This is a genomic window from Corynebacterium sp. HMSC065D07 (assembly GCF_001810695.1).
Lineage (GTDB): Bacteria > Actinomycetota > Actinomycetes > Mycobacteriales > Mycobacteriaceae > Corynebacterium > Corynebacterium hesseae.
Window position 1 is genome coordinate 64,690 of the sequence record NZ_KV802433.1, and the last position, 16,767, is coordinate 81,456.

General features: G+C 60.5%; 19 protein-coding genes and 3 tRNA genes. 12 read left to right on the plus strand and 10 right to left on the minus strand.

Features of this window, described 5'->3' with window-relative positions; translation table 11 throughout:
- Nucleotides 1-2 precede the first annotated feature (2 nt).
- Together HMPREF2760_RS03700 and HMPREF2760_RS03705 are read left to right on the plus strand one after the other, a co-directional pair.
- Complete coding sequence (locus HMPREF2760_RS03700; protein WP_070522342.1) at nt 3-755, plus strand: ATP-binding cassette domain-containing protein; 753 nt, start codon at nt 3-5, stop codon at nt 753-755.
- A gap of 10 nt (nt 756-765) precedes the next feature.
- A complete protein-coding gene (locus HMPREF2760_RS03705; protein WP_070530014.1) occupies nt 766-1,188 on the plus strand; it encodes a holo-ACP synthase AcpS in 423 nt (140 codons plus the stop codon).
- 35 nt (nt 1,189-1,223) lie between these two features.
- Here the strand turns inward: HMPREF2760_RS03705 and HMPREF2760_RS03710 are convergent, their stop codons facing one another.
- Entirely contained in the window at nt 1,224-1,862 is a 639-nt protein-coding gene (locus tag HMPREF2760_RS03710) for a TetR family transcriptional regulator (RefSeq protein ID WP_070522336.1), read from the minus strand.
- 3 nt (nt 1,863-1,865) lie between these two features.
- Nucleotides 1,866-2,336 (minus strand): thioredoxin-dependent thiol peroxidase, encoded by a 471-nt coding sequence (gene bcp, locus HMPREF2760_RS03715; protein WP_070530010.1) that lies wholly within the window; start codon nt 2,334-2,336, stop codon nt 1,866-1,868.
- Between the two features lie 188 nt (nt 2,337-2,524).
- Here bcp and HMPREF2760_RS03720 point away from each other — a divergent pair, with 188 nt between their 5' ends.
- The 5 genes from HMPREF2760_RS03720 to HMPREF2760_RS03740 all read left to right on the plus strand — a co-directional run bounded on the left by HMPREF2760_RS03720 (nt 2,525) and on the right by HMPREF2760_RS03740 (nt 6,605).
- On the plus strand, nt 2,525-2,803 hold the full coding sequence (locus HMPREF2760_RS03720) for a DUF3618 domain-containing protein (RefSeq protein ID WP_046647347.1): 279 nt from the start codon (nt 2,525-2,527) through the stop codon (nt 2,801-2,803).
- A gap of 268 nt (nt 2,804-3,071) precedes the next feature.
- Nucleotides 3,072-4,220 (plus strand): ABC transporter substrate-binding protein, encoded by a 1,149-nt coding sequence (locus HMPREF2760_RS03725; RefSeq protein ID WP_070596647.1) that lies wholly within the window; start codon nt 3,072-3,074, stop codon nt 4,218-4,220.
- Between the two features lie 2 nt (nt 4,221-4,222).
- Complete coding sequence (locus tag HMPREF2760_RS03730; RefSeq protein ID WP_209167932.1) at nt 4,223-5,338, plus strand: FecCD family ABC transporter permease; 1,116 nt, start codon at nt 4,223-4,225, stop codon at nt 5,336-5,338.
- Entirely contained in the window at nt 5,329-6,090 is a 762-nt protein-coding gene (locus HMPREF2760_RS03735) for an ABC transporter ATP-binding protein (protein ID WP_070522327.1), read from the plus strand. The genes HMPREF2760_RS03730 and HMPREF2760_RS03735 overlap by 10 nt, the downstream gene beginning before the upstream one ends.
- Before the next feature lie 11 nt (nt 6,091-6,101).
- Complete coding sequence (locus HMPREF2760_RS03740) at nt 6,102-6,605, plus strand: 2'-5' RNA ligase (RefSeq protein ID WP_070596649.1); 504 nt, start codon at nt 6,102-6,104, stop codon at nt 6,603-6,605.
- A gap of 43 nt (nt 6,606-6,648) precedes the next feature.
- Here the strand turns inward: HMPREF2760_RS03740 and HMPREF2760_RS03745 are convergent.
- A tRNA-Lys gene (locus HMPREF2760_RS03745) sits at nt 6,649-6,721 on the minus strand.
- A gap of 285 nt (nt 6,722-7,006) precedes the next feature.
- On the opposite strand from HMPREF2760_RS03745, the gene HMPREF2760_RS03750 reads away from it, so the two are divergent.
- The 3 genes from HMPREF2760_RS03750 (at nt 7,007) to sucD (ending at nt 10,534) form a co-directional block, all read left to right on the plus strand.
- Nucleotides 7,007-8,236, plus strand: a complete 1,230-nt coding sequence (locus tag HMPREF2760_RS03750; RefSeq protein WP_070596651.1) for a L,D-transpeptidase — start codon at nt 7,007-7,009, stop codon at nt 8,234-8,236.
- Nucleotides 8,237-8,474: 238 nt separating this feature from the next.
- Entirely contained in the window at nt 8,475-9,647 is a 1,173-nt protein-coding gene (sucC, locus tag HMPREF2760_RS03755) for an ADP-forming succinate--CoA ligase subunit beta (RefSeq protein WP_198530959.1), read from the plus strand.
- 8 nt (nt 9,648-9,655) lie between these two features.
- On the plus strand, nt 9,656-10,534 hold the full coding sequence (gene sucD, locus HMPREF2760_RS03760; RefSeq protein WP_070522314.1) for a succinate--CoA ligase subunit alpha: 879 nt from the start codon (nt 9,656-9,658) through the stop codon (nt 10,532-10,534).
- A gap of 61 nt (nt 10,535-10,595) precedes the next feature.
- On the opposite strand, the gene HMPREF2760_RS03765 is transcribed toward sucD, so the two are convergent.
- From HMPREF2760_RS03765 to orn, 4 genes are all read right to left on the minus strand, one after another.
- Complete coding sequence (locus tag HMPREF2760_RS03765; protein WP_070596653.1) at nt 10,596-11,141, minus strand: DNA-3-methyladenine glycosylase; 546 nt, start codon at nt 11,139-11,141, stop codon at nt 10,596-10,598.
- Between the two features lie 27 nt (nt 11,142-11,168).
- Complete coding sequence (locus HMPREF2760_RS03770) at nt 11,169-12,029, minus strand: siderophore-interacting protein (protein ID WP_070522308.1); 861 nt, start codon at nt 12,027-12,029, stop codon at nt 11,169-11,171.
- A gap of 157 nt (nt 12,030-12,186) precedes the next feature.
- A tRNA-His gene (locus HMPREF2760_RS03775) sits at nt 12,187-12,259 on the minus strand.
- 49 nt (nt 12,260-12,308) lie between these two features.
- Nucleotides 12,309-12,941, minus strand: coding sequence for an oligoribonuclease (orn, locus tag HMPREF2760_RS03780; RefSeq protein WP_070522488.1), 633 nt, complete (start codon nt 12,939-12,941; stop codon nt 12,309-12,311).
- Between the two features lie 272 nt (nt 12,942-13,213).
- Here orn and HMPREF2760_RS03785 point away from each other — a divergent pair, with 272 nt between their 5' ends.
- Nucleotides 13,214-14,758: an alanine/glycine:cation symporter family protein gene (locus tag HMPREF2760_RS03785; RefSeq protein ID WP_070522305.1), complete on the plus strand. Its 1,545-nt coding sequence runs from the start codon at nt 13,214-13,216 to the stop codon at nt 14,756-14,758.
- Nucleotides 14,759-14,802: 44 nt separating this feature from the next.
- Here the strand turns inward: HMPREF2760_RS03785 and cmrA are convergent, their stop codons facing one another.
- The gene (gene cmrA, locus HMPREF2760_RS03790; RefSeq protein ID WP_070522301.1) at nt 14,803-15,615 is read right to left on the minus strand and encodes a mycolate reductase; all 813 of its coding nucleotides are present in this window, start codon (nt 15,613-15,615) and stop codon (nt 14,803-14,805) included.
- A 128-nt stretch (nt 15,616-15,743) separates the two neighbouring features.
- Here cmrA and HMPREF2760_RS03795 point away from each other — a divergent pair, with 128 nt between their 5' ends.
- Complete coding sequence (locus HMPREF2760_RS03795) at nt 15,744-15,929, plus strand: PspC domain-containing protein (protein WP_010191177.1); 186 nt, start codon at nt 15,744-15,746, stop codon at nt 15,927-15,929.
- 17 nt (nt 15,930-15,946) lie between these two features.
- Here the strand turns inward: HMPREF2760_RS03795 and HMPREF2760_RS03800 are convergent, their stop codons facing one another.
- Together HMPREF2760_RS03800 and HMPREF2760_RS03805 are read right to left on the minus strand one after the other, a co-directional pair.
- On the minus strand, nt 15,947-16,579 hold the full coding sequence (locus HMPREF2760_RS03800) for a hypothetical protein (RefSeq protein WP_070522299.1): 633 nt from the start codon (nt 16,577-16,579) through the stop codon (nt 15,947-15,949).
- 75 nt (nt 16,580-16,654) lie between these two features.
- A tRNA-Arg gene (locus HMPREF2760_RS03805) sits at nt 16,655-16,728 on the minus strand.
- Between the last annotated feature and the right edge of the window lie 39 nt (nt 16,729-16,767).

The following is a 16,767-nucleotide window of genomic DNA, read 5'->3' on the forward strand; positions in this document are numbered from 1 at the left end:
CCATGATTGAGCTGCACGATATTTCCCAAACCTTCGGCAACTTCCACGCCCTGCGCGGCATCAACCTTTCTGTGAAAGAGGGCGCGGTGACCTGCGTGCTGGGTGATAACGGCGCGGGCAAGTCCACACTGATCAAGATTCTGGCCGGACTTAACCAGCCCACCGGTGGCACCATCACCGTCGATGGGGAAGAGGTGAACTTCACCAGCCCTCGCGATTCCCTCGACGCCGGTATCGCCACCGTGTACCAGGATTTGGCGTTGGTGCCCTCGCTGTCGGTGTGGCGCAACTTTTTCTTGGGACAGGAGCTCACCGGGGCGTTGGGGAGCTTGCGCGAGGAAGAGATGAAGCGCATTACGCACGAGCAGCTGTCCGAAATGGGCATTGAGCTTGGCGACGTCTCCGTGGAACTCTCCGCGCTCTCCGGCGGTCAGCGCCAGGTGGTGGCGATTGCCCGCGCCATCTACTTCGGCGCGCGCTACATCATCCTGGACGAGCCCACCGCAGCACTCGGCGTGAAGCAGTCGGGCATGGTGTTGCGCTTTATCGACGCCGCCCGCGAACGCGGCATGGGCGTGGTCTTCATTACGCACAACCCGCAGCACGCCTACCTCGTGGGCGATCACTTCATCGTGCTCACGGTGGGGCAGATGTCGCTGGACGCTTCTAAGAAGGAGGTCACGTTGCCGGAGCTGACCCAGTGGATGGCGGGCGGCGACGAGCTGGAGGAGCTCAAACAGGAGCTGGCACGCTAAGCTTGCCCGCATGACAAAAAGTGGCGTGAGCGTGGGCACCGACCTAGTGCATATCCCGTCCTTTGCCCAGCAGCTGGAGGTTCCCGGCACGCGCTTCGCGCAGGTTTTCAGCGCTTCCGAACTGCGCGTGACGCAGGCCCGGGGGCTGAGCGGTGCTGCCCGCGCGCAGCACCTGGCGGGGCGCTGGGCGGCGAAGGAGGCCTTCATCAAGGCGTGGTCGCAAGCGCTTTACGCGCACCCGCCGGTCATCGCAGAGGAAGCCGTGGACTGGGCGGAGATTGAGGTCCGCCCGGATGCGTGGGGGCGCGTAGCACTCGAGTTGCGTGGTGAGATTGCCCGCCTCGCGCGGGAGTCCTTGGGGGATTTTTCAACTGCGCTGTCCATCAGCCACGATGGTGACTACGCCACCGCCATTGTGTACCTTTCGCGCTAAACACGCCTGGTCGCACCTGACTTCGCTGGGTGCGGCTAGGCGCTCGTGGCAATGGCGAAGAGGTAGGCGATGAGCATGCGCTTAATCTCTTCCACCACGCCATCAAAGCTTTCCTCGGAGCGCATGGTGCTGTAGTTGAGCAGGGAGACCACGGTGTGGACGAGGAAGGCGGCGATCTCCACACGGGCATCGGCGTCCATGCCCTGGGCAAGAGGCTCGATGATTTCCGCGATGGGCTTGAGCAAGCTGAGCTCCGTATCCGCAGCCGTGGCGCGGGTCGCGGGTGTGGACTGCACGGCATGCCACACCGCTCGGCGCGAGGGGTCGTTGCGCCAAACACGAGCCATGCGGTCGATGAATTCTTCGAGGAAGTCCGGCCATTGCAGGGCAGGAACGCGCTGGGAAAAGCGCTCAACCTCAGCCAACATCTCCGCGGTGTCTTGGCGGTCGAGCTCGCAGATCAGCACGTACTTGTTGGCGAAGTACTGGTAGAGCGTGCCAATCGGCACTTCCGCGCGGCGCGAGACTTCGTCGAAAGTAAAGGACTCGAAGCCATAGTCCACGAGCGTCTCCCGCGCGCAGGACAAGATCCGGTCATACTTGGCCCGGCTGCGCGCCTGCGCTGGGCGACGCCTCGGGACCAGAATCTCCGGTGACTTCGAGCTGGATTCCACGGTTTAGTTGAGCCCCTTAAGCACGCGGGCGACGTGGCCGGTGGCCTTGACATTGTACATGGCTTGGCCGATCGTGCCGTCCTCTTCCACAAGGAAGGTAGAGCGGATAACGCCTTGGACGATTTTGCCGTAGTTCTTCTTCTCGCCGAAAGCGGCATAAGCCGTCATGACTTCCTTGTCGGGGTCAGACAGCAACGGGAAGTTCAGCTCGTGGTCCTCGCGGAACTTTGCCAGTGCCTCGGGCTTGTCAGGGGAGATTCCCACCACGGCGATGTTCATGCCATTGAGCTGCTCCAGGCTGTCGCGGAAGTCGCAGGCTTCCTTCGTGCAGCCAGGGGTGTTGGCGCGCGGGTAGAAGTAAACCACGACGCGCTGGCCAGCATAGTCACTCAGACTTACGGTGTTGCCGGCATCATCGCTCAAGGAAAAAGCGGGAGCCTTGTCTCCTACGGATAGTCGTTGTGCTTCAGTCATGCTGTCTACCTTACCGTGCCCTACGGGGAGGCTATCTGGCGAATCTACGCCACCGAGGGTGAAACAAACGTTGGCCAACTCTGCAGGGGAGCTGGTGGTCAATGTAGAATGTCCACGTTAGAACCTCAACGGTTAGAAAGACACTAACCGCAACAACACCGAACGAAGCCAAAATTCAGGAGATTCACGTGGCACGCAACATTGATGATATCCAGCGCGACATCGAGCGCACCCGCCGTCAGCTGGCTAGCACCTTGGATGAGCTGGCTGATCGCAGCAAGCCGCAGAACCTCGTCGAGGACGCCAAGGGCGCGGCCACCCAGAAGCTGCAGGAGCGCAACGTGCAGATGGCGCTCGCCGGCGTGGGCGCTGCCGTCGTAGGCCTCATTGCTTTCTCCGTGTTCCGCTCCAAGCGCCGCAAGTCTGACATCAAGGAACTGCAGCGCCTGCTCGCTGAGCGTCGCTAGAGCCGGTTAGCGCCGTTGGGCGCGACTGCATACCTAGAGGCCCTGCCTTGGGAAATACCCCGGGGTGGGGCATTTTTGTGCTCCGTATGCGTTACTGGAAGCATTGCCTACCCTATGCAGGCTTTGGGTAGCCTTACCTGTCTGTGTAGTATGAACCTCCGAACAGACCATAAGACCAAAGTTTGAAGGAGAAATCGTGCTTCACGTATCGACGCCTGCAGGCCAGGCATCCCGTCCGCGCGCCGGGCGAGTAGTAGGGGCGTGCGCCATGGTGGCGGCGCTGGCCAGCGCGCTGGCGGGCTGTGCCTCCGACAATGCCGATGCCGGCAGCGAGCAGGCCACGGGAGCGCAGGGGACTGCCGCTGTGAGTTTCACAGACCTTGCCGGCCGCCAGGTGGAGCTGGACCACGCGCCGGAACGCGTCATCCTGGGAGAAGGCCGCAGCGTCTTTGCCACCGGCATCCTTAACAAGGAAGACCCGCTGGACAAGGTCGTGGCCATCGGATCGGACCTGAAGCAGAATGTGCCCGACTACTACCGCGAGTTGGAAAAGACCACGCCCAAAGTCAACGAGCTGCCGGAAATCGGCGGCTTCACCAAGGGCGACGTGACCGTGGAGGAGCTCATCAGCCTCGACCCGGACCTCATCGTGCTCTCCAAGGATCAGTATGAGGCCTCCCAGACCGCTGGGCTCACCGACAAGCTGGACCAGGCCGGCCTGACCTATGCCGTCACGGACTTCCGCGCCAAGCCCTTGGAGAACACCGTCCCCACCATGGAAATCTTCGCCGATATCTTCGGCCACGAGGACCGCGCGGAGGAGTTCATCGCGGACTGGCAAAAGAACGTGGATCTGGTGACCGAGCGCGCCACGAAAGCGCAGGACAAGCCCTCCACCTTCGTGTGGCGCGCAGCAGGTGTCTCCGATTGCTGCGGCTCGTGGAATGACTCCAACATTTCTGAGCTGGTCAACGTCGCCGGTGGAAAGAACGTGGCAGACGGCATCATCGAGGGTGAGTCCGGCGCGCTGACCCCGGAGAAGGTCATCGACGCCAATCCCGACATGATCATCGCCACCGGCGGCGACTGGTCCGCCAAGGTCGATAACGCAAAGGGCCACACCGGCTTCGCTGCCGCCGGCTATGGCATCAGCGAAAAGGACGCCCATGACAGCGCCGCTTCGCTGGCCGGCGTTCAACCTGGTTTTGAGGATCTTTCTGCCGTCAAGGAGCACAATCTCCACGGCCTGTGGCACCAGTTCTACAACTCGCCCTTCAACTACCTGGCGCTCCTTCAGATCGCCGCGTGGCTCCACCCAGAGGACTACGCAGACGTCGACGTTCAGCAAGAATGGGCCGAAGCCCAAGAGAAATACTCGCCCGTCCCCGGCGACGGAACCTTCTTCAGTACCAACTAGTCATGAGCATTCTCACCTCAACCGCGCGCTCGGCAAGCCCTGAACGGACCACGCGCGCAGAAACCGCGGTGCTTCCCGTGGAGGCCCTCGCACGCGAGCACTCCCGCGTGACCCGCCGCCGTATCGCCATCGTCGCCGGGCTTATCGTCGTAGCACTCGCCGCATTCGTTCTTAGCGTGATCGTTGGCGCCATCGACCTCACCCCGGGGCAGGTGCTGCGGGGGATGGTGGATCCGGGAGGCGTCGACAAGCAAACGCGTACAGTCCTGTGGAGCCTGCGCCTGCCTATGGCCGTCATGGCGCTGCTTATCGGGGCCAGCCTGTCACTGGCTGGCGCGCAGATGCAGACCATCCTGGATAATCCGCTGGCGGAGCCCTTCACCCTCGGCATCTCCGCGGCGGCTGCCTTCGGCGGGGCCAGCGCCATCGTGTTGCGTTGGCAGCTTCTGGCCCAGCCGCAGTTCAACCTCGCGCTCATCGCGTGGCTGTCGGCGGCGCTGGCCACGGCCATCATCGTCGTTGCCGCCGTTATTCGCGGTGCGAAGTCCGAGACGATGGTGCTGCTCGGCATCGGCCTCGTCTTCTTCTTCCAGGCCATGCTGGCGCTCATTCAATACCGCTCTTCCAGCGAGGCTCTCCAGCAGATCGTCTTTTGGTCCATGGGTTCGCTCACCCGCGCTAGCTGGCAGGCCAACGCCGTGCTGGCCGGCGTGCTTGCGGTGGCGTTGCCCATCCTGGGAGCGCTGTCGTGGCGGCTGACGGCGCTGCGGCTTGGTGACGCCCGCGCCACCGCCCTCGGTATCAACACCTCCCGCCTACGCGTGATTGTTCTCGTCGTGGTCTCGCTCGTCGCGGCCACCACCGTGGCTTTCGCCGGCATCATCGGATTTATCGGCCTGGTGGGCCCGCACATTGCGCGCATGTTGGTGGGTGAGGACCAGCGCTATTTCGTGCCGGCCTCCATGGCCGCGGGTGCGGCGGTGATGTGCGCCGCGCACGCGCTAAGCCTCCTGATTAAGCCCGGGCTGGCCATCCCCATCGGCATCGTCACCTCGCTTCTGGGCGTGCCATTCTTCATCGCCATCGTCATGACCCGGAGGAGGGCATTGTGGACGTAGAACTCACCATCACCGATCTATCTGCCGGCTATGGCTCGCGCACGGTGGTGGACGGGCTGAGCCTTCCCACCCTGCGCGGCGGGCAGGTCGTGGGGCTGCTGGGGCCGAACGCGTCCGGCAAGACCACCACCATCAAGACGCTCGCCGGCGTGCACCGTGCGCGGGGCGGCACGGTGGACTTTCGCGTCGACGGCCAGAGCCCGCGCGGACAGCGGCGCCGCCAGCTTATCGGCTATGTGCCGCAGGGCCTGCCGCACACCGCGGCGCTGCGCGCGTTTGAAGCGGTGCTGATTGCAGCGCGGCGCGAAGCGTGCGAGGACCCAATCACCCGCACCGCCGAGGTCCTGCACTCCATGGGGCTCGACGACATTGCGCAGCGCTACCTCAACGAGCTCTCCGGCGGCCAACGCCAGCTCGTCGCCGTGGCGCAGATGTTGGTGGGGACCCCTGGGCTCATGCTTCTCGACGAACCCACCTCCGCCCTCGATCTCAACCGGCAGCTCTTCGTCTTGGGCCGCGTGCGGGCAAAAGCTCGGGAGGAAGGAAGCCTTGCGTTGGTGGCGATTCATGACATCAACCTGGCGGCCCGGATGTGCGACCAGCTCGTCGTGCTCCATGGCGGCAAGGCCCGCGCCCATGGCGCGCCGGGGGAGGTGCTCACGGAGGAGCTCTTGCGCGAGGTCTACGGCGTAGAGACGGATGTGCTGGACCACCGCGGGCAACCCGTCGTGGCGCTGCGGGAGGTTAGTTAGACTCGGGCTGTGTGAGCCGAAATTCGCCCGAAAACCTCCTGTTGTACCTCACCCCAGAGGATGAAAATACCCTCCGGGACGTTTATGCTGCCCTGGCTCAGCGTGGCTTTCCGGTGCAGCACCAGCGCCCGCACATTACGGTGACGTTCGCGCCGGCGCTCGAGACCGCAGTCGTCGACGAGGCCCGCAACCTGCTCCCGCCGCTTCTGCCCGCGGCCTTTCGCCGCGTGGGCACGGTGGTCTTTGGGACGAAGAGTAAACAGACCGTGGCGTGGCTTTTAGAAACCACGGATGAGCTGGAATCTGCCGCGCGCCGCCTCAGTGCTTCGAACCCGGAGGGGAGAGGCCCGCGGTGGACCCCGCACCTGACGATGGGGCTGCGGCTGCCGCGAGCGATGGTGCCGGAGTACATGCGGGCGCTCGATGAAATCTCGACCTTTGAGCACAAGGAATTCACGGCGGCGCAGGCCGCGTGGTGGCGGCCCAAGACGCAGCAGCTCGAGGTCTTGGGCTAGGATCGGAAAAGCCCCTCACCACGGGGGTGAGGGGCTTAAACTGTGCGCCATCAGGGACTTGAACCCCGAACCCACTGATTAAGAGTCAGTTGCTCTGCCAATTGAGCTAATGGCGCTTGTTGTTTCTGACCGGCTCTGATTTCCTCAGTGCCTGCCGTGCAACGAGATGTAACTTTAACACCCTCTTCGTAAAAAGGTAAAATCGCCAGGTAAATGGGTGTTTTCCGCGATTAATGCCATGGCTAAATGCTTCTCTCAAAGAGTTGCGAATGTGGAAGCCTGGCGGGTGGGTAACGAAACGGTTAAGAGCGGTGGCGCCAACTGGTTCGTAGGGTGCGTGGGCGGTTAGGCTATGTGCACTCTAATTATTGTCTGTGTCTTTCTATGAGCTAGGGGTTTGTGTGCATTCTCTATTCCCTTCCGCACGTCCCGCAATGCTTCTCTCGAGTATCGTTGCGACCGCTTCACTCTTAACCGCCTGCACTATTGGTGGTGCCGCGGATTCCGGTCCGGCCACTGGCCAATCGGAGGCTGACATCAAAGCGAGCGCTTCGGCGGAAGCATCGGCGTCGGCAGCCGCCAAGGCAAAGCAGCTGAAGTTTTCCGTCAAGGACGGTGCGAGCGACGTCGATCCCTCCAAGCCAGTTGAGGTGACGTCCCCGGCCGGGCTTAAGTCGGTGACAATGACCAACGAAGCCGGCATCGAAGTGGACGATGAGCTGTCGTCTGATTCGAAGATGTGGAAGAGCGCCGAAGTGCTGGGGTATAACCGCACCTACACCATTGACGCTACGGACAAGGACGGCACCCATAAAACCATCACCTTCACCACCCCGCAGGCAGCAGGTGTGTCCGAAGTGGCCTTGAGCCCGATACCGGATTCTGAGGTGGGGGTTGGTCAGGTCATCGGCGTGCGATTCGGAAACTACGTCACCGACCGCAAGGCGGCCGAAGAGGCAATCACAGTCAAGACCGAGCCTGCCGTTGAAGGTGCCTTCTACTGGGTCAACAACCAGGAAGTGCGGTGGCGCCCGGAAAACTACTGGGAACCCGGCACGAAAGTGACCGTCGATGTCGACCTGTACGGCCGCAACCTCGGCGGCGGCATCTACGGCGGCGAGGATGCTTCCACTAACTTCACCATTGGTGACCGCGTCATCGCGCTGATCGACAACAACACGAAGATGATGTCGGTGTTCAAAAACGGTGAAGTGCTGCGCCGTTTGCCTGTTTCGATGGGCAGGGATGGCCAGTGGGATACCCCGAACGGCACCTACGTCATCGGTGACAAGTACCCGTCCCTCGTTATGGACTCCACTACCTTCGGCCTGGCTCTCGATGCCGGCGGCTACAGGACTGATGTTCAGTGGGCAACCCAGATGTCGTACTCGGGTATCTATGTCCACTCAGCTCCGTGGGCAGTTGGCGCGCTGGGCAGCTATAACCAGTCCCATGGCTGTATCAATGTAACCCCCGAGGCCGCTCAGTGGTTCCAGAATACGGTCAAGCGCGGCGATATTGTGAGGGTCTCCAACACCGGCGGCGGCGTGCTGAGCCCGCTCGATGGTCTGGGTGATTGGAACATGGACTGGGCCACCTGGTCTGCGGGCAACGCTACCGCTAATCAGTAGCTCTCCTGGGGCGGCGGCGCTTATCGACGTCGCCGACCAGGGTGCCCCCGAAAGCTAAATCAGCTAATTCTTTGCCGGTGGTTCAAATGGCTGTAACGGGCAGCGTTGTGGCGCATGCGCACGGAGTGCAAAGTGTGTGAAGTGTAACGCTTTAGCTTCTGTAAAGTGGTTTGCATCACGTCTTTGTTTTGGTGAATCTTGTGGAGAACTAGTTTTCACTGCAAAGATGGAGGCAGAAGTGGATCTCTACGAGTACCAAGCTCGAGACCTCTTTGAAGCTCATGGCGTTCCCACCCTCAAAGGCATCGTTGCGACCTCAGCTGTGCAGGCTGAAGAAGCAGCCGCGAAGTTGGGGACACCGGTGGTCGTGGTCAAAGCGCAAATTAAAACTGGCGGACGCGGCAAGGCCGGGGGAGTCAAGCTCGCGCATAGCCCCGCGGAAGCTGCGGAAAAGGCCAACGAGATTTTGGGTCTGAAGATCAAAGGCCACACCGTGCGCAAGGTCATGGTGGCCGAAGGCGCGGACATTGCGGCGGAGTATTACTTCTCGATCCTCCTCGACCGCACCAAGCGGCGCTACCTAGCCATGCTCTCCAAGGAGGGCGGCGTAGAGATTGAAAAGCTCGCCGAAGAGCGCCCGGATGCCTTGATTAAGCGCAGCTTCTCCCCACTCGACGGTATGACGGACACGCTGGCGCGGGACATGGCGTATGAGGCCGGGTTTGATGAGGGGGACGTCGCCAAGCTCGTGCCCGTGTTCAAGAAGCTCTACACGGTCTATACCGAGGAAGATGCCACGCTGGTGGAAGTTAATCCTCTGGTCAAGACATCGAGCGGTGAGATCATTGCGCTCGATGGGAAAATTACGCTGGATGATAACGCGCAGTTCCGCCACCCCGAGCACGCCGAGCTCCAAGACCACGGCGCGACCGACCCGCTGGAGCTCAAGGCACAGAAGATGGGGCTGAACTATGTGAAGCTCGACGGTTCCGTGGGGATTATCGGCAATGGTGCCGGCCTCGTGATGTCCACGCTCGACGTTGTGGCCTATGCCGGCGAGGATCTTCCTTCGCAGCCGAAGCCCGCGAACTTCCTAGACATCGGTGGTGGCGCTAACGCCGAAGTGATGGCCAACGGGCTGGAAGTGATTCTTAGTGATCTGCAGGTGAAATCGGTCTTTGTCAACGTCTTCGGTGGCATTACCGCCTGTGACGAAGTGGCTAAAGGCATCGTGCAGGCTTACAAGATTCTGGACTCGGAGGGGGTTGAACCCAAGCCGCTCGTGGTGCGCCTCGACGGCAACAACGCGGAGCTTGGACGCACGATTCTCAATGATGCACACCTGCCCAAACTGGAGCAGGTAGAAACCATGGATGCTGCCGCCCGCAGGGCTGCGGAGCTGGCGAACTAGGAGTAGCAATGTCGATTTTTCTCAACAAAGACTCGCGGATCATCGTGCAGGGCATGACGGGATCCGAAGGCATGAAGCACACACGCCGCATGCTGGAATCCGGCTCCAACATTGTGGGTGGGGTCAACCCGCGCAAGGCAGGTGAGCGCGTCGATATTAACGGGCGCGAGATTCCCGTCTTCGGCAGCGTGCGTGAGGCCATGCAGGCGACAGAGGCCAACGTCACCGTGATTTTTGTGCCGGCAAAATTCACTAAGGACGCCGCGGAAGAAGCCATCCGTGCCGGTATTGAACTCGTGGTCATCATCACGGAGGGAATTCCGGTGAAGGACACCGCTGAGCTCTATGCGCTGGGGCGAGAGTCCAAAACACGCATCATTGGGCCGAACTGTCCGGGGCTCTACACACCGGGTGAATCCAATGCGGGCATTATTCCGGCAGAGACTGCGCCGAACCCAGGAAAGATTGGTTTGGTGTCGAAGTCGGGCACCTTGACGTATCAGATGATGTACGAGCTATCCGATATTGGTTTTAGTACGTGCGTAGGAATTGGCGGTGATCCGATTATCGGGACCACGCACATTTCAGCGATTGAGGCCTTCCAGAATGATCCCGATACCGAGGCGATCATCATGATCGGTGAAATCGGCGGTGATGCAGAGGAGCATGCCGCTGCCTATATCAAGGACCACGTCACAAAGCCGGTCATTGCGTATATCGCAGGCTTTACCGCGCCGGAGGGCAAGACGATGGGGCATGCTGGCGCCATCGTGTCTGGTGGTTCTGGTACGGCAGAAGGCAAGAAGGCGGCGCTGGAAGCGGCCGGTGTGAAGGTGGGCAAGACCCCCTCGCAGGCAGCGGAGCTGGTGCGGGCAGCCTTGGCTTAAAGATACGGTGCATGAGCCCACATGCGGTGTATGAGTCCTGAGACTCATACATCGGTAGGGGTTAGCGGGGGAGCCCGCGACGTCGAGACACTGTCTTGTCGAAGGGGATCCAAAACCGCAGGGCGGCGTCCTGGTTCTTTGAGATGCCGATGCGCGGCCCGCGGACCCACTCAGGTTCCTTATCGCGTTGTTTAAGGCGAATGGGCGTGCCGTTGTCCTCGAGGCGGAAACCTAAGGCCTTGCCCAAGTTGCCGGGTCCGCGGGCGAGGTTATGAAATTCCGTGTCGCCCCGGCGTTGGTAGGCAAGGTCTACTCCGTCGATGACTTCCCCGCCGCGGAGCAAGCAACCCTGACCGGTTCCTTCGGGCGCGCAGACGATGTTGCCGTTCCGGTGGATGCCGTAGGACATGTAGACGTAGAGGCGGCCGGGCGGGCCGAACATGGCGGCGTTGCGCGGGGTGCGGCCGTTGAAGGCGTGAGAGGCCTCATCGTCTGCGCCGAGGTAAGCCTCGACCTCCGTGATGCGCACCGAAACTCCGTTGTGCGTGAGCACCGTGCCCAGAAGCTGGGGAGCAACGACGTCGGCGGTGTCGGTGAAATCGATCATTGCCGCAGTCTAACGCGAAAACAAACGTTAGGCCTTAGCTCGTTCTTCCTCGGCCTCAATCTCTGCGTTGAAATTACGCTTGGAGGCCTGCCACTGGTCCTCAGTCATTCCGATACGCCAGTAGCCAGAGATAGAAACGTCTTCCTTGGGAATCCCGGATTCAACGAAAAGGAAGCGACGAAGCTCTTTGATCATTTCGGCGACTCCGTGGATGAACCATCCGGTTTTCTTCTCCTGGGGGATACCAGCCGCGCGGACCACACGGGATAGCTCAGTACCGTGGGTAGCGCCATTGCGGACTACCCAGGTGATTTCCACGCCATCGCGGGTGGGCAGTTCAAACGTGCGGTCTTCGGCTTCGATCTCGATATATGCAGTCGCAGTCGCGCCGTCGGGAAGCCGCTTCAAGCCAGCGCTGATGGCCGGTGCTGCAGACTCGTCGCCGGCGAACACAAAGTGCTCATAGTCTTCGGTTGGTCCCCACGCGCCACCAGGGCCGAGGAAACCGAGCTTCTCTCCAACCTCGGCTCTGCGTGCCCAGGGGCCAGCCAGGCCGGAATCACCGTGGGACACAAAATCGATGTCAAAATCCCCGGTTTCTGAGTTCACGTTGATCAGGGTGTAGGTGCGGAGAATCGGCTGCTTATCGCGCGGTTGCTCTGCGCGAATCTGCTGAATATCAAAAGGCCAAGAGTAATCGGCGCCCTCTGGCACGAACAACAGCTTGATGTAGTGATCTGTAAACTCCAGCTCTTTGCCTATGAATGCTGGAGAGTTCATGTGTAACCGAACCAGGTCTGGAGATACTTGGCGGCGGCCAGTTACGGTCGCTTCATGTGCCTTGCGGGGTTTGCGCTTCGGCGCTGCCTCTTTGCCCTGGTCAGCCATTGTCATCACAATCCTTGCTATCTCTTTACGAGCTTAGATCTTTTGTAAGGGCAGAAGCCCACATGCCCTAAGTTTAGGTAAGGCTAACATGCTTAAGGTTGGCGGGCATAAAAAATTACCCCGCATCCTGTCGGAACAGGGCGCGGGGCATATTCGGGGTGGCTGACGGGGCTCGAACCCGCGACACCCAGGATCACAACCTGGTGCTCTACCAGCTGAACTACAGCCACCATCGTTGCCTGAAAGCAACGAGATACAGGTTAACTCACCTCGTTGAATTTACAAAAACGCCTGGTAGTCATCGGTAGTGGCAGCCTTAAGATCCTCCGCTTCCGCGGTGGAGGGGCCGTCGTCCGTGCGGAATACGCTGCGGCGGTAGAAGTCGAGCTCTCGAATGGACTCAATAATGTCTTGCAGGGCTCGGTGCGCCATGCCCTTTTGTGGCTGGTTGTAGTATGCCCGCGGGTGCCAGCGGCGTGCTAGTTCCTTAATCGTGGAAACGTCAATCATTCGGTAGTGCAGTGCGGCGTCCAGGCGCGGCATGTACTCACGAATGAAGGTGCGGTCCGTGGCGATGGAATTGCCTGCAAGGGGAGCAGGGTGGTTGGCGTCGCAGTGCTTCTCGACGAGCTTCAGTACCGCTTCCTCCGCCTCTTCGATTGTGATCGTGGATTCCCGGATTTCCTTGTCGAGACCGGACTTCGCATGCATTTCGGTGACGAAGTCATCCATCTCCGCCAGTTCTTCCTCTGTAGCGTGCACGACGAGGTCGAGGCCCTCGTCGAGGATGTTTAATTCGGCGTCCGTGATGACGGCGGCGACTTCCACGATTACGTGGCGCTGCGGTTCAAGTCCGGTCATCTCCAAGTCGATCCAGACGAGGCGGTCGTTTTTGGCGGGGATATCACTCATGGCTTCCACCATAGTTTCTCTTCGGTCATGGTTTGGGAGGTGCCCTAGTCGGCTGAGATGGGGGTAAATGGGGGTGAGGAGGGGTCTTGTTGTGGAAGGTGCCTTTTTATTCGAGGTGTGCTGGGGTTTTCTGGTTGACATTGAGGGGCAGTGTCGAGGGCTTCTTGAACTTTTTCATGATTTCTCTCACCAAACCCTTGGGAGATGGGACATTATTAGGTCAGCCTTTAAAGTGATGGCACTCACATATATCGAAGGACGGAAACCTACCGATGTCAGCCTTTCTTGACACTCTCAACTCATTAATTTGGTCACCAGCATTAGTCTTCCTGTGCCTCGGCGCGGGAATTTATTTCACCCTGGCCACCAAGTTCTTACAGGTGCGCTGCATTCCGGACATGATTAAACAGCTGAAGGACGGCGAAAGCTCCGATTCAGGTGTCTCGTCCTTCCAATCGCTGATGATTTCCCTGGCGGGCCGCGTTGGCGTGGGAAACATTTCGGGCGTTGCAACCGCCATCGCTTTCGGCGGCCCAGGTGCCGTGTTCTGGATGTGGGCGGTGGCTCTGCTCGGTTCCGCAACTTCTTTCGTGGAATGTACCTTGGCGCAGGTTTATAAGGAGAAGGACCAAGACACCGACGAATACCGCGGTGGTCCGGCTTATTACATTGAGAAGGCCTATAAGCACACCAAGGCCGGTCCTTTCATGGTGGTCTATGGAATCGTCTTCGCTATTGCGATGATCCTTGCCACCAGCTACTTCCTGCCCGGCATTCAGGCTAACGGCGTGGCTGCGGCCGTTCAGAACGCTTGGGGTGTTGAGGTCGGTTGGTCTGCCGTGATTCTGGGCGGAATCCTCGCCATCATCATTATTGGTGGCGTGAAGCGCATCGCTAATTTCGCCTCCCTCGTGGTCCCGTTCATGGCCGGCGCCTATATCCTTTTTGCCATCATCATCCTGATCATGAACTTCAACCAGATCCCTGAGGTCTTCGGCATGATCTTTAAGTCCGCTTTCGGTGCGGAGCAGGCTTTCTCCGGACTGTTGGGCTCGGCCATCATGTGGGGCGTGAAGCGCGGTATCTACTCCAACGAGGCAGGCCAAGGTACCGGCCCACAATCTGCCGCAGCTGCGGAGGTATCCCATCCGGCCAAGCAGGGCTTCGTGCAGGCCTTCGCGGTCTACATTGACACCCTCTTCGTGTGCTCCGCTACCGCATTCATCATCATTTCTACCGACATGTACAAGGTCTTCGAAGGCGAGTCGGAGGATGGCCCGGTGCGCTACGCCGGTTCGATCCCGGATGGGGTCGAGGTCGGTCCGGGCTTTGTCCAGCACGGTCTGGACACCCTGTTGGCAGGTTTCGGCCCGAGCTTCGTTGCCATCGCTATTGCCTTCTTCGCCTTTACCACCGTTCTGGCGTACTACTACATGGCGGAGGTCAACCTGACCTACTTCAACCGCTGGATCAGCAACAAGACCGCCCGCCGCGCGCTGGTGTGGCTCCTGCGCATTCTCCTCGTGGTGTCCGTGGTTGTTGGCGCAACGACGACTCCGGGTGCTGCCTGGGCGCTGGGCGATATCGGCGTTGGCGCGACCGCGTGGCTCAACATCATCGCCATCCTCTTCCTACAGGTCCCGGCCCTCAAGTGCCTCAAGGATTACAGCGCACAGAAGGCAGCTGGCAAGGACCCGCAATTTGACCCAGAAGCGTTGGGCATCAAGAACGCCGAGTTCTGGGTAGAGCGCAAGCTCGCCCGGGAGGAGGCCGCACAGAAGGCTATCGCGGAGCAATCGCCGCTCCAAGGCAAGTAAAGCAATGCCCGCTCTCCACGGAGGAGAGCGGGCATTTTTATGTCCTAGGCCATCTTGGAATAGAAGCTGCCGATGAGCGGTGCAGCAATTGGGGTGGGCACAATCTTGCCCAACGCGTTCATTGCTTTTGATAGCGGCCCAGGGACCACGCGGCGCTGGTTGCGGGCCATGGCCTCCAGGGTCTCTTCGGAGCAGGACTCATAGGTGGTCCACAAGAAATCCGGGACTACCTTGTCCACGATGGATTGCTCTTCTTCGGGGATGACGGCATCGCGCACCGGGCCGGGGGCAAGCAGCGTGCAGGTCACGCCGGAGCCCTTGAGCTCGTAGTGCAGGGCCTCCGTAAACGCGTTAACACCTGCCTTGGTGAACACGTAGGTGGCGTTGTTCGGGATGGAGACGTTGCCCGCGGCCGATCCCACGTTGCAGATAGCGCCGCTGCGTCGCGGCAGCATTTGCTCAAGGGCGGCGCGCGTCAGGCGGTGAACGGCCTTTGCATTGAGGTCGAACTGCCGGGTTTCATAATCCCAGTCCTGCTCCATGAACTTGCCAAAGCTGGCGATGCCCGCCGAGTTGACGATGATGGAGATTTCCTTGCCCGCCATGAACTCGATGACGCGGTCCACGTCTGCGACCTCGGAGAGGTCCGCTGCCAGCGCGATGGCGTCCACCTCGTGGCGCGAGCGCAGGTCCGCGGCGATGGATCCAAGGACGTCTTCGCGGCGGGCAACGAGAATGACGTTGTAGCCGCGGGCGGCTAGGTCCTTGGCCATCGCAGCGCCAATGCCCTGGCTAGCGCCGGTCAGCAGCGCATACGAGGAGCGGGTAGGGGCGGGCAGCCCGGGGGAGTGAGCCATGAAACGGCGTCCTTTCTCTCAGGGTGGGAAGTTTCCACCCAGCGTAGAGCAATCAGGGTCTAAATCAGGGTAAACACCGATGAACCCTTCGGCCCAACTCTGGATAATGGACAGTGAAAGGAGACATCATGAACAACCAACGTTTGACCCGTTCCACAACTGACACGATGCTCGGAGGCGTGTGCGGCGGCATCGCACAGACCTACAACCTCGACCCGACCTTGGTGCGAATCCTCTTCGTTGTTGCCACGCTGCTGGGCTTCTCAGGAATTCTGCTCTACCTCATCCTCTGGGTCGTCATTCCAGTGGAGTAATCGGTAGTTTCTGCAAATTACTGCAGCGGGCCCATCGCCATGAACCGCTTCCACGTTTCCCATTCATCCCGCAGACGCGGCAGGGCGCTGGGTGGGGTAGCGGTGCCGTCGACAAGCACGGCGTCCTGCATGCGCACTCCGTAGTCGAAGAAGAGAGCCCCGTGCCCGGAGGCGCCATAACGTAGAACCGGCACCAAATTGAGCCCGTCGAATGACAAGGGGGCGTTGGGGCGCACATCAAGCCCCGCGATCGCCGCGAGGGTAGGAGCTAGGTCGAGCGGGGAGACAAGCTCAGTGCACTCCCCGGACTCTGCAACTCCGGGCCACAGGAAAGACATCGCGGCCTTATCATCCTGCAGGGAACACACCGCCACGACGCCATCGAGATCATCCAACACGTGGGGGTCTGGTTGCTCAAGAAGCCGAAAGACCCGTGATGATGCGGGGCGGGTGTCCTCCCGAACCTCGAAGCCAGCTGCCGCAAAGATGTCCGTGATGCGCGTTGTGGCTCCGCGCTGCGGGTACTGCCCGGTGAGCACTCCGCGGCGTGACTCCGCATAGCTTGGTGACGTCCCCCAGGCATTGCTGAAGCGCATTCCGCGCAGCGCGGATTGTGGAGCGTGGTCAAAAGTCGCGAGGGTGATGTCCATAAGAGTGTGTCCAAATTGTGCCCAAAGGCCACTTTCCGAGGCTTAATAAAACCCCAAAAGTGGCCCTGACCTGCGTGCCCCCAGCAGGATTCGAACCCGCGACACATGGGGTAGAAACCCACTGCTCTAATCCACTGAGCTATGGAGGCGTACCGCGCCATCATAACGCACCGGGGCGTGAAGTCCGA

What these genes read in the sequence shown, in the direction of transcription:
- HMPREF2760_RS03785 (WP_070522305.1), top strand. Translation starts at nt 13,214, where the DNA reads ATGTCAGCCTTTCTTGACACTCTCAACTCATTAATTTGGTCACCAGCA.
- cmrA (WP_070522301.1), bottom strand. Translation starts at nt 15,615, where the DNA reads ATGGCTCACTCCCCCGGGCTGCCCGCCCCTACCCGCTCCTCGTATGCG.
- HMPREF2760_RS03770 (WP_070522308.1), bottom strand. Translation starts at nt 12,029, where the DNA reads ATGGCTGACCAGGGCAAAGAGGCAGCGCCGAAGCGCAAACCCCGCAAG.
- HMPREF2760_RS03730 (WP_209167932.1), top strand. Translation starts at nt 4,223, where the DNA reads ATGAGCATTCTCACCTCAACCGCGCGCTCGGCAAGCCCTGAACGGACC.
- sucD (WP_070522314.1), top strand. Translation starts at nt 9,656, where the DNA reads ATGTCGATTTTTCTCAACAAAGACTCGCGGATCATCGTGCAGGGCATG.
- HMPREF2760_RS03700 (WP_070522342.1), top strand. Translation starts at nt 3, where the DNA reads ATGATTGAGCTGCACGATATTTCCCAAACCTTCGGCAACTTCCACGCC.
- HMPREF2760_RS03765 (WP_070596653.1), bottom strand. Translation starts at nt 11,141, where the DNA reads ATGATCGATTTCACCGACACCGCCGACGTCGTTGCTCCCCAGCTTCTG.
- bcp (WP_070530010.1), bottom strand. Translation starts at nt 2,336, where the DNA reads ATGACTGAAGCACAACGACTATCCGTAGGAGACAAGGCTCCCGCTTTT.
- orn (WP_070522488.1), bottom strand. Translation starts at nt 12,941, where the DNA reads ATGAGTGATATCCCCGCCAAAAACGACCGCCTCGTCTGGATCGACTTG.
- HMPREF2760_RS03705 (WP_070530014.1), top strand. Translation starts at nt 766, where the DNA reads ATGACAAAAAGTGGCGTGAGCGTGGGCACCGACCTAGTGCATATCCCG.
- HMPREF2760_RS03725 (WP_070596647.1), top strand. Translation starts at nt 3,072, where the DNA reads ATGGTGGCGGCGCTGGCCAGCGCGCTGGCGGGCTGTGCCTCCGACAAT.
- HMPREF2760_RS03795 (WP_010191177.1), top strand. Translation starts at nt 15,744, where the DNA reads ATGAACAACCAACGTTTGACCCGTTCCACAACTGACACGATGCTCGGA.
- HMPREF2760_RS03800 (WP_070522299.1), bottom strand. Translation starts at nt 16,579, where the DNA reads ATGGACATCACCCTCGCGACTTTTGACCACGCTCCACAATCCGCGCTG.